Raw genomic sequence first — 18,833 nt, 5'->3', positions numbered from 1 at the left:
TGAACTTCCTCGCAAGGGAATCATGCCGACCAGACATCTGTGACGCGCCGCCGATCTCAACTACGGGTGCACGGCCATTATTCCGAATGACACGCCTGAACTGTGCACGCCACATACCGAAAGGGCAGAGTTCAACCAGTTGAACTTTTCCCATGCGGCCTGTCGAATGCTCTTGGTTTTGCCGGACTGTATGGACCGGACATAGTGCGCCACTGGCAACCAATCAGCTCATGGTACAAACGGTATTGCGCAAAAGTTCAACCGGTTGAACCTTTCAATCGGCGGCATCACGCTGCACAAATGCCAACAACGTGTCATATCTTCATTGCGGTTTCACGGGCACCGCCCCGAACGATCATCATGCGCACTCACCACAAAAACCGAGAAATCAAAGTTCAACCGGTTGAACTTGGCCGATAGAGAGGGCAGCCATCTTTCACCATTTAGACGCCACTCGCTCCTGGCGGAAATGGTGCGCCCTGAGGAATCTCTCCGCGATTGATGCAAAAGACATCGCATAGAAGTTCAACCTGTTGAACCCCCCTTCAATGGCATCACGCCGCACAAGCACCGACAAATTGGCGCCGATCTTCATGGCAGGTTTATGGGTACCACACCGAAATCAACACCAATCATGCGAACGGCCACCTAAACGCCAAAGTTCAACCGGTTGAACATTTTTTGTGCTGAGGGTGATTTCGCAGCCAGCCGATGCCACTAGTTTGTACTGGACTTCGTGTGCTTATAGGAATTCGGGACATGACGCAAAAGAGCCTGTAAAAGTTCAACCGGTTGAACTTGGGGTGCTCAAACGATTTGGTTATGTTCAACTGGTTGAGCCGACACCAATTTCGAAATTAATGAATTAAAACGCTTCAGCCCAGTTGAACTTCAGAGTCTCTCAGGCAATATGTGTTGTCGAAACGCAATTAGTGGCAGGTGATTGCTCGACATGCTTGATACCCACGCCTAAAATGCAGCGGACGCGGGGTAGCATCTCATAAACCGAATTAATCAATTAGTTCGAAATAAGAAGGGTTCCATAGTGGCAAATAAACAGCAAGCAAAAATTATCACAGTCTTCAATGAAAAAGGCGGCAGCGGTAAAACGACAACGACATGCCAGCTCTCAGGAACATTAGGAATTCGCGGGTTCGATGTTCTGGTCGGCGACTTGGATCCGCAAGAGTCAAGCGCCAAGTGGCTGGCTCAGCAGGGTGGGGTGAATTTCAAGGCAACGCTCTGGTCTGGCTATCGCTACGGTGAAAACATCAACACAGAGCTGGAAAAGCTATCCAGCAAATATGAAATCATCGTCCTGGACTGCGCGCCTTCCGTAGAACAGCCGGCGACTTGGCAAGCCATCCTGGTCAGTGATTTGGTTCTCATCCCGACAAAGCTGAATCCTCCCGACCTCGATGCGCTCCCGGCAGCCAAGCTACTCGCCAAAAGGGCAATCGAAATCAGCGGCCGAAATATCCCGGTGAGGGTGGTCCCTGTCTCAACCAGGATGCACATGATTGACGACAGGACAGCCGTCGAATCTCTCAGGCGCGACTCGACGTTTCCTCCTTTAGCACAGCTGGGGGACAGCAAGAAATCCAACATCGTGTCTTTGGGCGATCGCAAGGCTTTCACGCGGTCCATGCTTGTCGGGGCAACAGCCCATTCCCTCAAGGGCAGCGAGGACTCCGTGCGAGAGATAGAAGGCATGGCTGACTCCATTCTGAAGCTTCTTGATATGCCCAATGAGGCAGTCGTGACGAAAGGCTGAACATGACCAAATCCAATCCACAAGTGAACAACTCAAAAAGGCCGGCAGTCCCAAAGCTGGTTTTGAATTTGGCCGAAGCCACCACTCAAATGGCAACTCACTCTGAAGAAGTGGCGACAAACAGATTTGCGCAGGCCCGCAATGTCACGAGCGAGATCCCTCACGGTCTTGCGCGTGCGGCACTACGACCAGTGCCTTCATCGACGGCCGAAGACTCAGGGGTCGCGAAAAGCCTGTCCGCCCCTCCCGGGACGATCTTCAATCCCGCAACCTGCCAGATAGGCATGGTCTATTCAGTGCCCCTGGGCCTCGTTGACCCTAACCCGGATGGTGCACGCCACTTCTATCGATCAGCTGACGTGGACCGCATTGCAGAATCTCTGCAAGAGAATCAGCAGGACGATCCAGCAAATGGCTTTGTTCGTGACGGACGGGTGGTTCTCATAAATGGTGGTACGCGTTTGCGCGCTGCCCGAAGCGGTGGCATCCCAGAGCTGCTAATTCGTATCAGCGCTCCGCTAGCTGACCGAAGAGAACTCTACAAAGAATCGGCAAGGCTGAATGACGAGCGAAGCGATCATACCGCCCTCGATACAGCCTATCGAATCACCTGTCTACTCAACGAAGGGGTGTACTCCACTCAAGAGGAAGCTGGCAAAGATTTAACTCAACGGGACGGCTCACCGATGACAAAGTCTCAGGTGAACATGCTCTTTCGCATCGGCAAAATCCCCGAGAGATTAATGCGCAAGATGGCCGACCATAACCAAACCAGTGCCTTTACCATTGCCTACGAGATCAGTGCAATCTTCGTGCGGCCGGACTATGCTGAGCGGGAGATGGAATATGAGATTCTCGCCACCGAGATCATTGATCAGATCCAGGCCAAGGACTTGAGCAAGTCGCAGGTCCAGGCCCTCATAAATTCCAAGCTCGTTGGGCCGAAGACCAGGCAGCGTGCTGAGTCGACCAGTATCAGCTATGCCGGAGCCAAAGGGGTCATCAAAATCTTCCCATCTCGTGGCGAGCTCGATCTGAGCATGAAGGGCCTAACAGCGACGAAGTGCGAGGAGCTCAAGAGCTTGATCGAAAAGGCCTGCTCAGGGCAGTATGAACTGGGGCCTGCGTCGTAGTGAAGAAGAGGGGAGGCCAAAGGCTGTGAGTAGTCACTCTCCATGCGATCCCTATTTCACGCGCAAATTTGCGGATTTAGCTGGAATTGCCAGCCGGGAAATAAGCGCTTTTCTGCTATTAGGTACCCGGTCATGGGGTTTGCTCTCCCCTACAGGCGCAAACCACCCCGTTTTTTCCCCATGTTTGGGTACCTATCCGCCAAATTCGCCCCATTGACCTGGTCGGGCGCATCGTTTCGCGGCATCGCGCCCCATAGACGGGTACCTCAGCTTTCCCCAGAAACGGATACCTTCACGATGCCCCACTCGTGGATACCTTACAGCCGGCGCACGGGAAAAAGAGCGGTTCGCCCGAGCAACTCACTGCTGCTACCACAGCTGCAAGCACGTGGCGCGCCCCATAAACGGATACCTACCTAAATACCCAGAACCAGGTACCTGAAAAGTGTTGACTACTGGGGGAAACACGCCGATCAACCTTATCCAGGCCTTGTGCCCGCCAGCATCGCATTACCCATTTTTTGGTACCTTCATCAATCCCCATAAACGGGTACCTCAATTGCCGCCCAAAAAAGTATACCTTTGTGGGCGAGATGCCGCTTCATGCTGCAGATATTCACTCCAAGATGAGCCATCACATGCCGCGCGCCTTCATATCTTCCCCACAAACGTATACCGTTTTCCTATCCCACTCTCAGGTACCTTCAGAATCACCCATTAACCGGTACCTAACTCGAATCCCATCTATGGCTACCTTCAAGCCCATATCCACATACCTTCAACCCCAATTCCGGTTACCAGCTACCCATAACCCTCTACCTTCCGCCCCATCATCGGGTCCCCGTTCACCCAGCGCTGGGTACCATACCCCCTTGAAACCCGCATGGATACTACGTTTCAGCCCTCCTAAATGTATTAAAGGTTTTAAAGTGTTCTCTTAAAGAATACACAACAGCTGGCGTCCAGACCTTTTGAGTCCGAAGAAGGGGAGAAGAAAAGGATTGCGCCAAAAAGGTTCCATAGGTACCATCCGAGCAACGTCCTCCGAACCGGTACCCTGCATGACCAAGGTGTCAACTTCTCCGCAGAAGCAAATCGCCCTCTTTGTCCCACCAGGCAAAGAAATACCCGACCCCTTTAGAAAACCCGTTCAGATCGTTCATGCAATGCCTCAGGTGGAACTGACCGCAACGCAGAAAAAGATGTTCAACCACTGGCTGAAAAAAGCCAACTCATCCGAACCGGACGCAGATGGATTCTGGACGGTCCGAATCGACGAGATGATGGTTGCGATAGATTTCAATTCGAAGAACCGAAAATTTCTTAAAGACTCAGCAACCGCGCTACAGCGAGTGATCTTCGCTTGGGACGTAATCACTCCGGAAGCGAAGCGCTCAAAGTGGAAGTCTTCGGTGCCGTTCCCGGACGTTGAAATAACCAGTTCCACCATTCGCTTCCGAATCAGCGCGGAAGTCAAACCACATGTAGTGAATCCGGAGATCTACGCACTCGTAGATGAGGCGGTGGTAAAGAAGTATCGCCGAGTAGGCTCAATAGGGATCTACGAACACTGTGTTCGATTCCAGAAGTTGGGTAATACCGCAATAGTGCCTTGGCCAATATTCCGCGACATGATTTTGGGCAAATCTGCAGGCCGCAAAACATACGAGCAATACAAAGTATTCAAGGCAAAAGTCCTTAACCCCTCGATCGCAGAAGTTAACGCCGAGGGAGCAATCAGCGTGGAGCTCCGCGAAACAAAAGTCGGCAAGACGGTGGAAGGGGTCTTCTTCAAGGTTACTCCAGGTCGAACAACCACTGTGGTCAGCCCACTCGACGAGAGCGAACTTGCCCTCGTTGGGCAAATGATCAAGCTTGGCGTGCTGAGCTCTGAAGCTAGGAAGCTCGTAAAGGAGTATTCCGCGGCGGATGTTCGCGGCGCAATCAACTACACGAATGAGCGAAAAAACAATACAAAGGTCGACAAACTTGAGAACGCCGCGGCGTATTTTCGAATGGCGTTGCAGAAGAAGTGGGGAAGCAACACGGAAGTGACTGACGTTGAGCCGAAGGCTGCAGCGCCAGCACCAAACACCAAGCCTGACATCGCCGCGCTCTACCGCGCCCAGCAGATCGAGGAGGCGGAAAAGTATTTCAAAGAGCTTGATGCTGATGACCAGGCTACGTTGGTGAATCGTTACAACGAGCAACAGGAACTGGCAAGCCTGCGGTTGAAGTCGAAGTCTACAAAGGCCTCACAGTCTGCGTTCTATCAATGGTTGATGCGAGATATCTGGGGTGATCCATCGCCAGATACCTTGCTTGAGTTCGCGCAAACCTTGCTTAGCAAACCTTGAGAGGCGAGGGCCTTAGTAGTCCACTTCGGAAGTTCACGCACGTATTGTTCAAGCCGCGAGCTTCAGAGGGTGGGTTTCGGCATAGCGTAATCGCATGCGTGCCATCAGGGCGTTCAGGTCGGCTCGGGTGAACTTCCACTCAAACGGACGGGCGATGCTCTCGTAGTAGCGCTCGAAGCTTTCCAGCCGCTCGGCGATGGCCTGCAGACAGGGGAAGTCATTGGGCGTGAGCGCCTTGCGCTGCACGATGGAGAAGTAGATCTCGATCTGGTTGAGCCAGCTTGCGTGCACGGGGCCGTGGACCGGAACCAATCGTGGATGCGCCTGCGTCAGGCGCTGTACCGAAGCCTCGCCGCGATGTGACGATCCGTTGTCCATGATCCAGAACACACGCCGCGCTTCGTTGTACGGCGGCTGGTTCATGACCTGATCGACCAGCCGTTCGAACGGCGCGATGCCGCTGCTTGATTCGCAGCGGCCGAACACCTTGGCGCGGTGCACATCCAGGGCTGCCAGGTAGGCCCAGGCACCGCCACGGGCGTACTCGTGTTCCACGCGCATCGTCTGGCCAGGGCGGGTCGGCAGACTTGGGTGGATCCGCACACGGGCCTGGATGCTGGTCTTCTCGTCGGTGGAGATGACGAACTCGTCCTCGCGCAGCGCCTGTCCCTGCCAGCAGCGCGCATACAGGTCCAGGATGCGAGCGGCCTTGGCCTGGAAGTGGGGATCGCGTGGAAAGATCCAGCAGCGATGCTGCCATGGGCGGATCGCATCCTCATGCAGCCAGCGCCATACCGTGCTGTCGCTGATGCGCGCCACCAGTCCCGAGCGCTCGGCGTGTCGCGCCACATCAGCCACGCTCAGTCTGGACAGAGGCAGGCCCAAAGTGACGGGCAGCTCACAAGCCAGTGCCTTGATCTCAACGATGAGCTCTGGGGGGAAAAGCCCGGGGGCGACCTGGGCGGGCTCTTTCCTCCAAGCCCGCCAATCGCTCCACGAAGAAGCGCTTGCGCCAAAGGCTTACCACCTCTCGGCGCGTGTCAAGCCGTGCGGCGATCTCATCGTTGTCGATTCCGGTAGCCGCCATGAGGATCATCTTGGCCCGTTGCACTTCAAAATAAGGCAACGTATATTTCATGGATCGGCGCAGCAACTCACGCTCCTCCTCGATTGACAGATCAATATGGAATGGGCTCTTTCTTGGCATTTGCAAACCTTTCACGGGGTTTGCCTCCACAATGCCATACGCGCTCTAATTTATCAACAGAATACGTTATCGTATTTACGAAATCGCCTACTTAGGTTGAGGCCGTGCGGTGCGAACAAAAGGGCCTGGTCATCAATGACCAGGCCCTTCTTTCAATCACCGTCGTATTCCGGATGAAAAACCGGCACCACCTGCGGCCTGTCGTGGCTCGATCCCGCAAAGAACCGCGTCCACTTCGTTAGCGTGACCTTGTGCTCGGCCACCAGCATCGGGCTTCCATCCACGCGCAGCTCAAAGCCACGTTCGCTTTTCTCGACTATTTCCATGTCCGGCAAGTGGAATGCCGGATGCACATAAGTGTCGAGGCTTGAACTGGTATCTATGACCCGCACGATGTCCAGTTCGTGGATCGCGCACGACGTCTCGAGACTTTGGGTCTCGCTCAGCGTTGGTCTTATTACGCCGTCCTGCTGGCTGGCGGTTACCCAGCCATGAACGCCGGCGTATTCCAGGCAAGCGAGGCCGCTGGCCGAATCCCCGTAGATCAGCCGGATGGGCCGCCTGGTCGCCACGGCGGTAAGGAGCGCATGTTGGACCTTCTGCTTTACGCGAGGGTCGAACCAAAGGCTACGCCTTCCCTCCCGGCCGCAAAGAAGCTTCAGCCGGCGATATTTCGCCAGCGCATTCATCGTGCCGTCCTCAGACGAACCGATGACAAGGTCGCGATTGCCGAGCATGCCCGCCATTGCGTTCGCCTCTTCGCGAACAGTCGCGAAATCCAACACCCGCGTTTCCCGGCTATTCGCAATGCAATAGACGTGCGCCTTCCTATCAATGAGATATTTGAGTGACATAAAGTCCTTGTTTAAGACCCGCGTAAGCAGGAAATTGGCTGGCTGCGCGCCAGCTGGCGAGGGGTTACCTGCGCGAAATGTATCACAGCATCCTGGCGCCGCCAAGAGGCATGGTCGGCGGGGGAAGGCGCTTGAGGCTCCGGCCAGAGTCTGATACAGTGGACCCGTTCCATAGCCAGCAATGCTTTATTTTGCCCAGTCAGTTCGCTGACCTTCGTTCCACCAGCCTGGTGGAGTTATCCAAACCACGTTTCGTGAAGTCCTGTTAATCCGGGTCCGCGGGAGCGTGTTAGAGCGCTATGCGCAAGGAGTTTATTTTGGTCTCTACAACCGTACTGAAACGGGTTTTCATGTCCAATGGAAATCCACTGACGGATCCTGATCCCTCTATGAGCCCGGCCGCCGTCAAGGACTTCTGGTCGGCCATGTACCCTGAGTTGCTGAACGCCGAAGTTCAAGGCCCAGTTAGCAAGGATGGCGAGCTGACCTACACCTTCCACCGTACGACGGGTACGAAAGGCGCAGGTTCAAAGGCTCCCGCGAAAAAGGCTCGCGCGACGGCCCCTGCCCATGCCGCGTCTTTTCTTCGCTGCCTCGAAGCCGCTGCGCCCGAGGCAAGCAAAACTCGCAGCAAAGCATCCGGCCTTCCGTCGCTCGCGAACTTAAAGCTCATGCTGGATCCGCAGACGGGCGGTTCCGCAATGACGCTGGCTTCATCGAGCTGTCCGCTTCTGTTGTAGCGCCGCCGAAGACGCCGCACCTGCAAGAGCTGACGGTCGAACTTCCACTCAACCCGGGGTTGGCCAAGCTCGCAAGGGCGCTGTGCAACGTGCACCCCGAGCTGCTCGACCTGGTCACGCTCTCGGAACAAGACCTACCAAAATCTTGTATCGAAATCGTCGAACGATGGCAGGCGAGTCTGAGAAGCTTCCTGCCGAAGGACGCGCTCGCCATTCAACCCGAAGTCACTGGCTACCGCTCAGGAAACAACCCGGAGTTCGGCGGTGACCTTCTCACCGTGCAGCTGTTCCTGGACTGTCCAGAGCCGATCTACATGAAGGAATTCATGAAGAGATGCCGCAACAAAGTGCTTGCCCACGATGCGGCAAAAGCGATCGACCAAGTCGCGTACCTGGGCCTGGAGATCTGGGCCCCCGAGGTGATTCGGGATATGTACGGTTCAATGAACTGGTACCACTGTGACAACGACGCGGATATCCTTGAGGAATTCGCAATGAATCACTGGGAGGGCGAGGGTGAGGACATCCCCGCCATGAAGCCCGAAGACTTTCCTTACGTCTTGCCTTCAAAGTGGGATGCCCACATGAAGAAACTGGGCTACAAGAAGCCTGGGCCAAAGCCTCTTGCCTCGATCCAACAGCTCCGCGAGATGGCGAAGGGCCGGTCGCAGAAGGACGCTGCCTTAGCGACGGCGATTTTGAAGCTTCGCAAAGTCATCAAGCGTGGTCACCTCAGGTGTTCTGACGATGAGGATCGTTGGGGATGTGTCGAGCCGAGCTTTGTCTTCCTTTGGGATACCGACAGCGCGCAGCTTAGGCACGCCCTCGATGAGGCCGTCGAGGATCGCCATAACGCCGGCGTCTCCCGCGAGAACGTGCTTCAGGTTTCCGTGAGACCCGAGTCCGCACTCCAGCAAGTGGAAGATGATGTTCGGGCGGTTGAGCACCTGTTGGCGATGCAAATCGCTGTGGGCGACCTCCACACGGCAATGAAAACGTTTGTCACTTGAAATTGCAACAAATCCACCCGCTTAAAAACCGGGTGGATTTTTTTTTGCTTGAACGGTTACCCGCTCCTATGCAATAATTCCTGCACCTACCCAGGTAAACGAGCTGTCGTTTCCAACAGCCTATCGCCGCAAGGCACTCATTCGCCGCACCCCGGCGTCAACACTATGCAAAACTCAATTAATGGCATCGCCAGCGTGCAGAACCACATTCCGCGCAGTGCAATCGTGTTCTACGGTTCCAGTGAGAAAGAGGATGCAACCACCTTTGCAACTCACCATGTTGTTCGCAAGAGCGACGGCGAATTCGAGCTGGCGCCTGGCGTCACCTTGACATCCAAAAACCTCAAGCTGCTTGCCCAGCAGGCCCAACAGGGTCTCAAGCAAGACTTTGAAGTGATTCCTGCCAATGTGCTGGTCGCAAATGACTCCCTGCTCGCGTGGTGGATGCCGAAAGGCACCCAACTGATGAGCTTCGATGTCAGCATGCATGAACTGGCTGGAAAATCGCGGCTCCAAGGCGTCTCGGGAAATGTCCCAACGCCGGCGTTAGTCTTCGCGATGATGCGCAACCGCAATGCGGGGGGCGCGTTCGAAGGCCTCTACGTTTTTGCGCTGGAGAAGAGCGAACGTCCTACCTCTGACACATCGCTGTACCGCGCTCCGTTGCTGAACGTCGGCGAAGACGGGAGCGTTTGCTGGGGCGATGGCGTCAAGCCGGCCGGTAAAACTGTGAAGGACATTTCCGCCTGGCAGGCTCTGTTCTTCAGCAGCGTCTTTACCCACTACAACGGCACGGTGCCGATTGTGGGAGACGATCCTTACGCATTCATCGCCGACCTGATGGAGACGGAAGCGAAGGAATTCCCTGCGGCAGCGCTCAAGCCGATGAAAAAAACAATCGGTGCAACGCTGAGCAGGTTGGGAGAGCGGTGATGGATGCGATCATTCAAAGCCAATTCCCAACGGTGCTTGCCCCTCGATTTGAGGCGCTAAGCCCTTTGGAGACGACGGGTGACCGTTTTATCCTCACGAGGCACCAGGTGCTGATGGAGGTGTCCCGGCCTTGGCTGCACGCGATCCAGGCCATCTCCGCACCGTTCGCCCGGCAGACGCCTTACGGCGCCGGCCCTCGGCTTGGCATCAAGCTGCGCTGCGGACCGGTTCCGAAGGCCTTGCTCGACAGGTTCGTTCTGCAGGCCCGCGCGGCCACGCCCATGGAAACAGCGGCGTGGATTGTGTGGGAGGCCGAGACTTGCCAGTTTCGCTACTTGCCCCTTGCCAATATTTCGGTATCGGCTGGGCATGTCAAATTTGAACGCCCTCAATTGGAAGATGGCGTTCACCTGGTGATGGATATCCATTCGCACGGAGAACTGCCGGCATTCTTCTCGGAGCAAGACAACGCTGACGATGCAGATCAACTCTGCATTTCGGCTGTCCTTGGCCGGGTATCGGACGAAACTCCGCAATTCGTGAGCCGGCTATCCATGCTCGGGGTCGCGGTCAATCTCATGGAGGTGATTTGATGGAACATGCGATCAATCCACAGCTGTTGCAAAAAACGATCTCTGTTGCACTTGTCGGCGCCGGGGGCACCGGCTCACAGGTAATCACGGCGCTGGCGCAAATGCACTATGCGCTGGTAAAGCTGGGTCACCCTGGCGGTCTGAGCGTCACTGTGTACGACGACGACCGCGTGAGCGAGTCAAACATCGGGCGCCAGTGGTTCTTTCCTGCAGATCTTGGCCAGTACAAGGCGGACGTGCTTGTGCAGCGAGTGAACATGACTATGGGCACCGACTGGACGTCCTGTCCTAGCAAGGTTTCCATGTCCGACACGCTGCACTTTGACATCGTGATCGGCGCGGTCGACACCAGAAAGGCCCGGTTGAGCATCATGCGGGCAATGGAGCGGGGCCCGAGCGGGGCCTACTACCTGGACTTCGGAAACAGGGCAAAGGATGGCCAGGCCATCCTGGGCCAGGTAGTGGGAGCCAACCGGAAGACCAACGGAGGGACATTGCCGCACGTCGGCGAACTGTTCCCCGAGGTGATGGATCCGAAAGTTGTGGATCCGGATGAAGGGCCGAGCTGCTCATTGGCGGAAGCCTTGGCACGCCAGAGCCTCTTCATCAACCGGACGCTGGTGAGCCACGGGATGGCGATGCTCTGGGATCTCCTGCGTCACCACAAGATCACCTTTCACGGTGTGTTTGTGAATCTGGAGACCGGGCGGGTAACTTCGTTGCCCGTTTGTGAGAAGGCCTGGGCGCGCTTTGGCTACGGTGTCGCGAAAGCGCATATTCGGCTACGTACGAGAAAGCCGGCTCCCGAGCGACGAAAGTCCAAGGGAGTGACTAGAGCTTAGAAAAAAATTAAAGGTGGGTGCGTTATGCACCCACCTTTTTTTGTTGGTTTCGTGGTAAATTCCATTCCATCGCGAAAGCGGTCGTGTGCGGCGCCACTCGTCAACAGTCCCGCCCTGATTCAACGGCATTCAGCCATTGATACCCCTTCCCACTAGTTTCCCCTGCCTGAGTGAAATCAGCCTTGCGTCTTGCCATAGGACTCAATGCTGAATTTTCTCTCCAGCGAAAGCCGGTGACGATAGCTGTGCGTGAACAGCCTGTGCAGATGCCTTAACCGCATTTGCTTTTAATCCTCGTCGCGAAAGCGATGAGTTTTTCACCAACATTGTTGGTAGCTCTAGGAGTATTTTGATGAAAACTATCATCGTGTTGGCCCTGATCGCGTTCGTTTCGGTTTCGGCTTTCAAAAGCGTTTCGGTTTCTTCGGCTAAAAGCCACAGCTCCCGCGCCGCGAACATTGAAGCTGCTCTGGAACAAGCAAAGTAAGCGTCACTGTCGAATAGGCCTCACGGCTTACCTCGCCATTTTTTTCAACCCCGCTGGGAGTCATCCTCCCTTCGGGAGTGGTGCCCCCTTTTTTTTCCCAAAGATAGGAAGCATCATGGTCATCGACTTCAACCAAATGGCTCTCACGAGCCACTTTCAAGCAACTGCCCAGCACAAAATCCGTGCGACGGCAATCGAGAAAGCTGCCCGCAAAACGCCGGCACTTGTGGCAGGTATGTACGCAGCCGAGCCACGCTGGATCCACGAACTCCCTTTGGGACAAGCGGCCCAGGTTGCAGAAGAACTCTGCGACGCAGGTTTCAGCGAGGCTGTCCGCGACCTCTCTGAGAATCGTGCCGTCAGCAAAGAGTACCGCGAGGTGCTTGCTGCTGTGGCAGAAGGCGAGACCGTCATCATCTGATGAGGGTCTGGAATTGTTCAAGCGCTTCGGCGCTTGAACAAGCCTCTTTTGACGATGAGTATTTCTTAATGAAAGCAGAGTTTTCATTCACAAGTATTCGATAAAAGAATTCGGGGGATTGGCATAGCTGGCGCCACCCGACTTTGAAGACCAGCCTGACCTACTACTCGTAGGAGTACCCGTGACGAAGCCGCAATTCATGCCGGCCTCGCTCACTCAGCAAGCATTCTCATTCCATGCGGATGACGAAGAGGTGCTACCCGAACGTGAAGAGCAACAGCGACGAAGACTCGCCTACGTTCTTGACTACACCAACCTCAAACCGCTTCATCTCGAAATCCTCAAACGGCCCATCTTCACCCCCAAAGGTGAAAAGCTGCTCAGGGAGATCGAGCAACAGAAAACCGCCCAGGTCGAGATCGAGTTCGTCGTAAAAGACGAGCCGACCTTGAACGACAAAGCGGCCGACATTGAAGCGCTGATCGTCAACCCTTTCAAGTTCGTTGCCTGTTTCTTCGAAACGGTACTCGGATGCCTTGCTGACGTGGGTGGGGTCGATGAAAAAATCGACACACTCGAATGGATGTTTCTCGAAGACCGAAGTCTCTACGCGTGGCCACCGCCAACGAAGGACATGATCTCCGGCGTCAAACAGACCTCATTCCCTTTTACCTGGTGCTGCAAGATTTTGGGTTACGACCCAGATGAACTGCGAACCGGCGTGAAAGCCGCCCTGATGACCCTTCTTCGGGAAACCGAAGCAAAGATTCGTTCAGGTGAATACAAATCTTTCCGTCGCGAAGCGATAGCCCAGGCTATCGATTGCGTCAATCAAAGGAGCAGCAATGAGTGCTGACAACGTGGCAACAGCAGAGGCAACTCTCGCTGTGCAACAAGAGGCCGCTAAACCGGCCTTCATGGACTACAAGGCGTCAGACGTCTTTCCTGTCCCATTTGGTTACCCCATCACTGGGTTTGACCGGCCGTGGGACACCCCCACGGTCAAAACGCCCAAAGTAGCGAGCAACTACGTCTGGGATCCCGAGCTCATCAAAACGATGGTGCTGTTCTGGTTCTCTGGCGACACGAGCTTGAAGCTGATTGGCCACACCGGAACCGGGAAGACCGAGGCGGTGTGTACGTTTCACGCGGCACTCAACCTGCCGCTGATAACGTTGGGCGCTAACCCGCAGCTGAGCAGCCGTGACGTGATCGGGGGATTTTTCCCCGGTCCTAGCGGTGTCTACTGGCGCGACGGCCCGGTGACGATGGCAGCCAGGCACGGAATGTCGGTACTCGTCGACGAGTACAACGTCCTCGACCCTGGTGAAGCCACAGGATTGAACGCCTTCCTCGAAGGCCGCCAATACACCATCCCAGAGACTGGCGAGACCATTGTCCCGGCACCCGGCTTTAGGGTGTTTGCGACGATCAACCCGAAAACTGCTGGCTACAACGGCCGGCAGAACCAGGACCTGGCCAACGATGATCGCTTTGTCGACGTGCACACGAAGTATCCTGAGCAGGACGTGGAGGTTGACATCATCAAGAAATCACTGGCGGCACCAAGCCTGAACGCCGGTGAGATCGAAAATATCGCCATTGCTGTTGCGCAGGGCGCCTCCGCGGTTCGCAAAGCCTACATGGGCGAAAGCGACAGCGCAGGCGCACTGCCGTGCACGATGTCCGTGCGGTGTTCCGCACGAATGGCGAAGTGGACAGTGCTTTACGCACGCGCTTATGCCGGGGGCACTCCCCAACTGCAGCCGCTGTACATGGCGCTCGACACGGTTCTCGCGAACCGTCAACGTCCTGAAGTCCGGTCGGCCCTCCATGAGGCGTTCCGACTGGCGACAGGCATCAATCCTGAGAACACTCAAGCATGACCACAAAGTCAGTTTCCCTCGGCCTCACGGCCGTCCCAGCCTTTCTCGAAATGCTGTTCCGAGTCGCCGCCTTCGTGGCGAGCCCGGTTATCGCTCAAATCACGAAAGTGAAAGAGCGCAAGTTGATCCTCAGGACCGCCAGCCCATCCCGGGCGTACACCGAATTTTCGGGGTACAAGGAGTCTGAGATAACGTCGCGTGCTGTCATCGACAGTCGCGGCCGTGTACTTGCCCAGGTCAAGCTTTGGCTGTACCTTGACACGCGCACGGTCTATCGGGAAGTCACTTTCCTGAATCCGCTTCTCCGCGCTTCCGTCGGGTTGAGCCGGGTGCCGTTTGCTCCAATTCAAATGGGGGTTGGCGACACGCCGGCGACGATGATGGAGGTCAGCGTCCGGGATTTCGAGTCCTGGCTGCGCAAGCGGACCGCTGGCACTCAGTTCGGTATCGAATGTGCGCGAAACGCGGCAGCGAAACCTGCTGACGCGAGGGTGGTGTCTACGATGCCACCGGTAGCTTCGGTAGCCGCTCCACAGGCGGCCTCCGTTGTCAAGGCAACCCCCCCAGCTCAGCCGGTGAAGCCTCCCGTGGCAGCACCTGCAGTAAAGCCCGCTGCGCCAGTCGCTCCGAAGTCACCTCGGCCAAGGGCAAAGGTCGAAGAAGAGGTATGTGGAATCGTTGTGAAGTTCGGCGTCGAGCCGCGCACAATCGGGACCCGTCCATCATTCGACCAGTACTGCGTCGACCTGGAGCTGATCGATAAACCGAACGAAGGCAAGCTTCACCGCGTGTGGGGCACTGACCTCGAACGGGGAATTGTGGAATCGAGGGCGAAGATCGGCGATAAGGTCGCGATCCAAAGCCACGGCAGTCTTCCTACGAGCAACCCCACCGGTGGGCGCTCGCAAAAGAACTGCTTCACGATCCTGGTGCTGCCATGATCAATGTCATTGTCATGGAGGGAGATCTGACCGAAAAGCCGGTTCTCCTAGAAGGCAAAAAGGGCGTCGTGTGCGAGTTCAATCTTTCGCACAGCGTCCTGACGGGCGATGCACCCAGCCGGTCAATGTGGCGCTGCAGGGCCGAAGGGGCCCTTGCCGAGTCGATCGCAGAGCGCGGAGCGAAGGCACAACGGGTCACCATTAAGGGGACCTTGGTGCAAGAGCTCGTCAACGCGGGCGAGCAACAGCTGGCAGTGGTCAAGATCCTGGTGCAAGACGTCAGTTTTGGCCAGGTGAAGCGTCCATAGCATGGCCGGTTCATTCTCAACTACGGTTGACTCGTCGAACCTCCACTCGGTGGTTTACGACAGCCTTGGACGGTCCTTGTTGGTGAAATTCACCAGCAAGGCCTGCTACAGGTACCTCGATGTGCCAATTGGCATAGCGAAAGCTCTGGTCGCTGCTGGCTCCGCTGGCACCTACCTCAATCGGGAAGTGAAGCGCGCATTTGAAGTGCAGCCCATTTCCGAATCGTTCTTCAAGGAGGAATTTGATCGCCTTAGCCGCACACTCAACGTGGTGGCTATTAACTGGGCTCTCGTCGCTGGCGACGGGAGCATCCCGGTTTTTCCGCGGTAACGGAGGGGAGGGGGTAACCCCTTTCCTCTGGGTTCATTTTTGAGCCCAGAGGAAAGGAATTTCGCCAAAAACTGGCATGGTTGCAAAGCCTTGCTGGATTGATTAAAATTTTTACAGCTGCCACGGATGTGTGTAGCCCAGTCGCAAGACGTCCCTATAGCGCCCCGGCGCTTTCGCCTCCGAAAACACCCCACAGCCCACTCACCAAGAGACGTTCGTTCGAGCGCTTCTCGCTGAGTGTTGTGCAGTCATGCACTCCAAAGCTGATGTTTTCAGCCAAACGCAATGGTTTTCACCTGAGCGTCCTCGGGACAACTGAGTTCGCTCCGGCGAAATTCAGTGTTCCATTCCATTTTTCAAAGGAGATAGTTATGAAGTCAGAGCCTTCTATGGAAGTTCTGCAGATCGCCTCCATGGCGCCCCAGCAAGTGTCTATTGACGTCCTGCTGGAAAAGTACGCGAAGGGCGACGAGTTCACTGAGACCGAGATCTTTGCCCGCGTGGCCAAGGGCATTGCCCAAGCCGAGCAACCCGAGCTGCGCGAGAAGTATGAGCGCGTTTTCTTTGACAACATGATGCGCGGCGCCATTGGCGCTGGCCGGATCATGTCAGCCGCAGGCACGGGCATCAAGGCGACGCTGGCCAACTGTTTCGTGCAGCCAGTCGGTGACGCCATCCAGGGCGTCGACACCGAAGGCTACCCCGGCATTTATGAGGCCCTTCGCGAAGCGGCAGAAACGATGCGGCGCGGCGGTGGAGTCGGCTACGACTTTTCCAGGATCCGCCCGCGCGGTTCGGTCGTCAAAGGAACCGCCAGCTCGGCCTCAGGCCCTTGCTCGTACATCGACGTGTTCGACGCATCGTGCAAGACTGTGGAAAGCGCAGGGGCGCGCCGCGGTGCGCAGATGGGGGTGATGAAGATCAGCCACCCGGACATCCTTGAGTTCATCACCGCGAAGCGCGAAGTTGGCCGGTGGAACAATTTCAACGTCTCCGTCGGTATCGTCGATGGATTCATGGCAGCAGTAGAAGCCAATGAGATGTGGCCTCTGGTACACAAGGCAGAGCCATCCGTTGAGCAGCAACGTGCCGGAGCTTATCTGCGCGAATCCGATGGACTTTGGGTCTATCGCGAGGTGCCAGCAGCAGAAATCTGGGACACCGTGATGAAGTCGTGCTACGACTTCGCCGAGCCTGGTATCGTGTTCCTGGATCTCATGAACCTCGACAACAACCTCTCCTATGTGGAGACGATCGAGGCTACGAATCCATGCGCGGAACAGCCGCTTCCGCCATACGGCTGCTGCGACCTGGGGCCGATTATTCTTCCGAAGTTCGTGAGCCGTGCTTTCACTGAACGTGCTGCTTTCGACGACGAAGGCTTCAAGGCCGCCGTGAAGATACAAACTCGATTCTTGGACAACGTGCTGTCAGTGACACATTGGCCGCTCGAGCAGCAGCGCAAAGAGGCGGAAGCAAAGCGCCGCATTGGCGCGGGGTTCACCGGCCTGGGCGACATGCTCGCAATGCTGGGGATTCGCTACAACTCAATCGAAGGAGTCGAGTTTTCCCGGCATGTCGCGCTCATGATGCGAGATGCCGCGTATGAAGCGTCGATTGACCTGGCGATTGAGAAGGGGCCGTTCCCCCTGTTCGACGCGGACAAGTACCTGAAGAAGGGTACCTTCGCGTCCCGCCTACCGAAGTCCCTCAAGGACAGGATTCGGCGTCACGGTATTCGGAACAGCCACTTGCTGTCGATCGCGCCAACTGGCACCGTGAGTCTGGCCTTTGCCGACAATGCTTCCAATGGCATCGAGCCACCATTTGCGCTCGCCTATACGCGCAAAAAGCGTGTTGGTGACGGCCACGTGAACTACAACGTGGTGGATCATGCATTCCGCGTGTTCCTCGAGACCGTGTGCGCCCAGGAGCTCCGGGCGCCATTGCTGGAAGCCGTAAGCAGGTACCAGCCGGCCTTCGAAGTCGCGGGGAAGACCTATCAGGTCAAGGATTGCATCCCCCCGTCGATCGTGACTGCGCAGGAGATGAGCGCAGCGGAGCATCTGGCGGTGATGGCGGCGGTGCAGCCATTGATCGATACGGCAATCTCCAAGACAGTTAACGTCCCGGAAGACTACCCGTACGACGACTTCAAGAACCTGTACATGCAGGCCTGGAAGGCGAACTTGAAGGGGTTGGCGACATACAGGCCCAACAAGACCCTGGGTGCGGTTCTGAGCGTCGGCACGGCCGCGACAGAAGCCAAGTCGGTCGAAGTCAAGGACATAGACCCGTTGAAGGTCCTCTTTGATAGGCGGCCGGACGGCGACTTGGATGCGGTGAATAGCCGAATCCACTACATCACTGAATCCGGCACGAAGTCGATGTATATCTCGGTATCCTTTGCGAAGGTACCTGGCGTTGTCGATGGAAAGGACGTAGTGGTCGAAAGGCCTATGGAGATCTTTATCCCAAGCAGCCAAAGCGACGTGCCGCAGGAGTGGATTTCCTCCTTTGCGCGGCAGCTCTCGCTGAACGCACGTAGCGGCCAGCTCGGCAAAGCCCTGCAGGATGCGCGCCAGGTCAAATCTGATCGCGGGCGCGTGCGATATGGCTTCTTCGAGAAGGCCGACGGGGGCAAGGTACCCAGGTTCCATGACTCGGAGGTTGGGGCGCTTGCCTATGCGATACAGCAGATTCTCTTTCACCGAGGATTCCTGGACGCGGACGGTAATCAGGTGCCGCTGCGTGACTTGCTTAAATTGACTGCTCCCACAGTCGAGGAAGCGAAAACGGCGAGTATCCTGGACGCGGCGGCACCAGCAATGGTGTACAGCGCCGTCCAGCCGGGTAAAAAGTGCGGCGAATGCGGGGCCTACGCCGTTATACGGTCCGATGGGTGCGAACGCTGTACTTCATGCCAGTCGATTGGGGCCTGCGGGTAAAAGCGGAGGGCGGTCAAAAGATCGCTCATCTTCTGCAGCGAGTGACAAGCCGTAAGTTCTAGAAATCC

General features: G+C 56.2%; 19 protein-coding genes. 16 read left to right on the top strand and 3 right to left on the bottom strand.

Features of this window, described 5'->3' with window-relative positions; translation table 11 throughout:
- The first annotated feature begins 1,045 nt into the window (after window positions 1–1,045).
- From BPRO_RS27560 to BPRO_RS27550, 3 genes are all read left to right on the top strand, one after another.
- Entirely contained in the window at window positions 1,046–1,774 is a 729-nt protein-coding gene (locus BPRO_RS27560) for a ParA family protein (RefSeq protein ID WP_011486347.1), read from the top strand.
- A gap of 2 nt (window positions 1,775–1,776) precedes the next feature.
- Complete coding sequence (locus BPRO_RS29210; RefSeq protein ID WP_011486346.1) at window positions 1,777–2,907, top strand: ParB/RepB/Spo0J family partition protein; 1,131 nt, start codon at window positions 1,777–1,779, stop codon at window positions 2,905–2,907.
- 1,061 nt (window positions 2,908–3,968) lie between these two features.
- Window positions 3,969–5,264: a replication initiation protein gene (locus BPRO_RS27550; RefSeq protein WP_011486345.1), complete on the top strand. Its 1,296-nt coding sequence runs from the start codon at window positions 3,969–3,971 to the stop codon at window positions 5,262–5,264.
- Window positions 5,265–5,312: 48 nt separating this feature from the next.
- Here the strand turns inward: BPRO_RS27550 and BPRO_RS27545 are convergent, their stop codons facing one another.
- From BPRO_RS27545 to BPRO_RS27535, 3 genes are all read right to left on the bottom strand, one after another.
- The gene (locus BPRO_RS27545; protein ID WP_232291614.1) at window positions 5,313–6,149 is read right to left on the bottom strand and encodes an IS630 family transposase; all 837 of its coding nucleotides are present in this window, start codon (window positions 6,147–6,149) and stop codon (window positions 5,313–5,315) included.
- A 34-nt stretch (window positions 6,150–6,183) separates the two neighbouring features.
- Complete coding sequence (locus BPRO_RS30680; RefSeq protein WP_232291613.1) at window positions 6,184–6,486, bottom strand: helix-turn-helix domain-containing protein; 303 nt, start codon at window positions 6,484–6,486, stop codon at window positions 6,184–6,186.
- Window positions 6,487–6,623: 137 nt separating this feature from the next.
- Window positions 6,624–7,325, bottom strand: a complete 702-nt coding sequence (locus tag BPRO_RS27535; RefSeq protein ID WP_011486343.1) for a hypothetical protein — start codon at window positions 7,323–7,325, stop codon at window positions 6,624–6,626.
- A 299-nt stretch (window positions 7,326–7,624) separates the two neighbouring features.
- Here BPRO_RS27535 and BPRO_RS27530 point away from each other — a divergent pair, with 299 nt between their 5' ends.
- From BPRO_RS27530 to BPRO_RS27475, 13 genes are all read left to right on the top strand, one after another.
- On the top strand, window positions 7,625–8,065 hold the full coding sequence (locus BPRO_RS27530; protein ID WP_011486342.1) for a PRTRC system protein C: 441 nt from the start codon (window positions 7,625–7,627) through the stop codon (window positions 8,063–8,065).
- Window positions 8,066–8,124: 59 nt separating this feature from the next.
- Window positions 8,125–9,075 carry a hypothetical protein gene (locus tag BPRO_RS27525; RefSeq protein WP_011486341.1) on the top strand — a complete coding sequence of 317 codons (951 nt, stop codon included), beginning with the start codon at window positions 8,125–8,127 and terminating at the stop codon, window positions 9,073–9,075.
- 165 nt (window positions 9,076–9,240) lie between these two features.
- Window positions 9,241–10,008, top strand: coding sequence for a PRTRC system protein B (locus BPRO_RS27520; RefSeq protein WP_011486340.1), 768 nt, complete (start codon window positions 9,241–9,243; stop codon window positions 10,006–10,008).
- Window positions 10,008–10,601: a PRTRC system protein A gene (locus BPRO_RS27515; protein ID WP_011486339.1), complete on the top strand. Its 594-nt coding sequence runs from the start codon at window positions 10,008–10,010 to the stop codon at window positions 10,599–10,601. The genes BPRO_RS27520 and BPRO_RS27515 overlap by 1 nt, the downstream gene beginning before the upstream one ends.
- Window positions 10,601–11,443, top strand: a complete 843-nt coding sequence (locus BPRO_RS27510; protein ID WP_011486338.1) for a PRTRC system ThiF family protein — start codon at window positions 10,601–10,603, stop codon at window positions 11,441–11,443. The genes BPRO_RS27515 and BPRO_RS27510 overlap by 1 nt, the downstream gene beginning before the upstream one ends.
- A gap of 352 nt (window positions 11,444–11,795) precedes the next feature.
- On the top strand, window positions 11,796–11,930 hold the full coding sequence (locus BPRO_RS30765) for a hypothetical protein (protein ID WP_255349060.1): 135 nt from the start codon (window positions 11,796–11,798) through the stop codon (window positions 11,928–11,930).
- A 115-nt stretch (window positions 11,931–12,045) separates the two neighbouring features.
- Window positions 12,046–12,351, top strand: a complete 306-nt coding sequence (locus BPRO_RS30035) for a hypothetical protein (protein ID WP_041390722.1) — start codon at window positions 12,046–12,048, stop codon at window positions 12,349–12,351.
- 181 nt (window positions 12,352–12,532) lie between these two features.
- Window positions 12,533–13,207, top strand: a complete 675-nt coding sequence (locus BPRO_RS27500; RefSeq protein ID WP_011486335.1) for a hypothetical protein — start codon at window positions 12,533–12,535, stop codon at window positions 13,205–13,207.
- Complete coding sequence (locus BPRO_RS27495) at window positions 13,197–14,237, top strand: AAA family ATPase (RefSeq protein ID WP_011486334.1); 1,041 nt, start codon at window positions 13,197–13,199, stop codon at window positions 14,235–14,237. Before BPRO_RS27500 ends, BPRO_RS27495 begins: the two co-directional genes overlap by 11 nt.
- On the top strand, window positions 14,234–15,178 hold the full coding sequence (locus BPRO_RS27490) for a hypothetical protein (protein WP_011486333.1): 945 nt from the start codon (window positions 14,234–14,236) through the stop codon (window positions 15,176–15,178). Before BPRO_RS27495 ends, BPRO_RS27490 begins: the two co-directional genes overlap by 4 nt.
- Complete coding sequence (locus BPRO_RS27485; RefSeq protein WP_011486332.1) at window positions 15,175–15,486, top strand: hypothetical protein; 312 nt, start codon at window positions 15,175–15,177, stop codon at window positions 15,484–15,486. Before BPRO_RS27490 ends, BPRO_RS27485 begins: the two co-directional genes overlap by 4 nt.
- Window position 15,487: 1 nt before the next feature.
- Window positions 15,488–15,817: a KTSC domain-containing protein gene (locus BPRO_RS27480; RefSeq protein ID WP_011486331.1), complete on the top strand. Its 330-nt coding sequence runs from the start codon at window positions 15,488–15,490 to the stop codon at window positions 15,815–15,817.
- Window positions 15,818–16,206: 389 nt separating this feature from the next.
- Window positions 16,207–18,765 (top strand): adenosylcobalamin-dependent ribonucleoside-diphosphate reductase, encoded by a 2,559-nt coding sequence (locus tag BPRO_RS27475; RefSeq protein WP_041390814.1) that lies wholly within the window; start codon window positions 16,207–16,209, stop codon window positions 18,763–18,765.
- Window positions 18,766–18,833: the final 68 nt, after the last annotated feature.

The sequence above is a fragment of the Polaromonas sp. JS666 genome (assembly GCF_000013865.1).
Lineage (GTDB): Bacteria > Pseudomonadota > Gammaproteobacteria > Burkholderiales > Burkholderiaceae_C > Polaromonas.
This window is presented reverse-complemented; position numbering and strand designations above follow the sequence as displayed.

Coding starts and splice junctions, on each gene's coding strand:
- BPRO_RS29210 (WP_011486346.1), top strand. CDS start 1,777: ATGACCAAATCCAATCCACAAGTGAACAACTCAAAAAGGCCGGCAGTC.
- BPRO_RS27550 (WP_011486345.1), top strand. CDS start 3,969: ATGACCAAGGTGTCAACTTCTCCGCAGAAGCAAATCGCCCTCTTTGTC.
- BPRO_RS27535 (WP_011486343.1), bottom strand. CDS start 7,325: ATGTCACTCAAATATCTCATTGATAGGAAGGCGCACGTCTATTGCATT.
- BPRO_RS27530 (WP_011486342.1), top strand. CDS start 7,625: ATGCGCAAGGAGTTTATTTTGGTCTCTACAACCGTACTGAAACGGGTT.
- BPRO_RS27520 (WP_011486340.1), top strand. CDS start 9,241: ATGCAAAACTCAATTAATGGCATCGCCAGCGTGCAGAACCACATTCCG.
- BPRO_RS27515 (WP_011486339.1), top strand. CDS start 10,008: ATGGATGCGATCATTCAAAGCCAATTCCCAACGGTGCTTGCCCCTCGA.
- BPRO_RS27510 (WP_011486338.1), top strand. CDS start 10,601: ATGGAACATGCGATCAATCCACAGCTGTTGCAAAAAACGATCTCTGTT.
- BPRO_RS30765 (WP_255349060.1), top strand. CDS start 11,796: ATGAAAACTATCATCGTGTTGGCCCTGATCGCGTTCGTTTCGGTTTCG.
- BPRO_RS30035 (WP_041390722.1), top strand. CDS start 12,046: ATGGTCATCGACTTCAACCAAATGGCTCTCACGAGCCACTTTCAAGCA.
- BPRO_RS27495 (WP_011486334.1), top strand. CDS start 13,197: ATGAGTGCTGACAACGTGGCAACAGCAGAGGCAACTCTCGCTGTGCAA.
- BPRO_RS27490 (WP_011486333.1), top strand. CDS start 14,234: ATGACCACAAAGTCAGTTTCCCTCGGCCTCACGGCCGTCCCAGCCTTT.
- BPRO_RS27485 (WP_011486332.1), top strand. CDS start 15,175: ATGATCAATGTCATTGTCATGGAGGGAGATCTGACCGAAAAGCCGGTT.
- BPRO_RS27480 (WP_011486331.1), top strand. CDS start 15,488: ATGGCCGGTTCATTCTCAACTACGGTTGACTCGTCGAACCTCCACTCG.
- BPRO_RS27475 (WP_041390814.1), top strand. CDS start 16,207: ATGGAAGTTCTGCAGATCGCCTCCATGGCGCCCCAGCAAGTGTCTATT.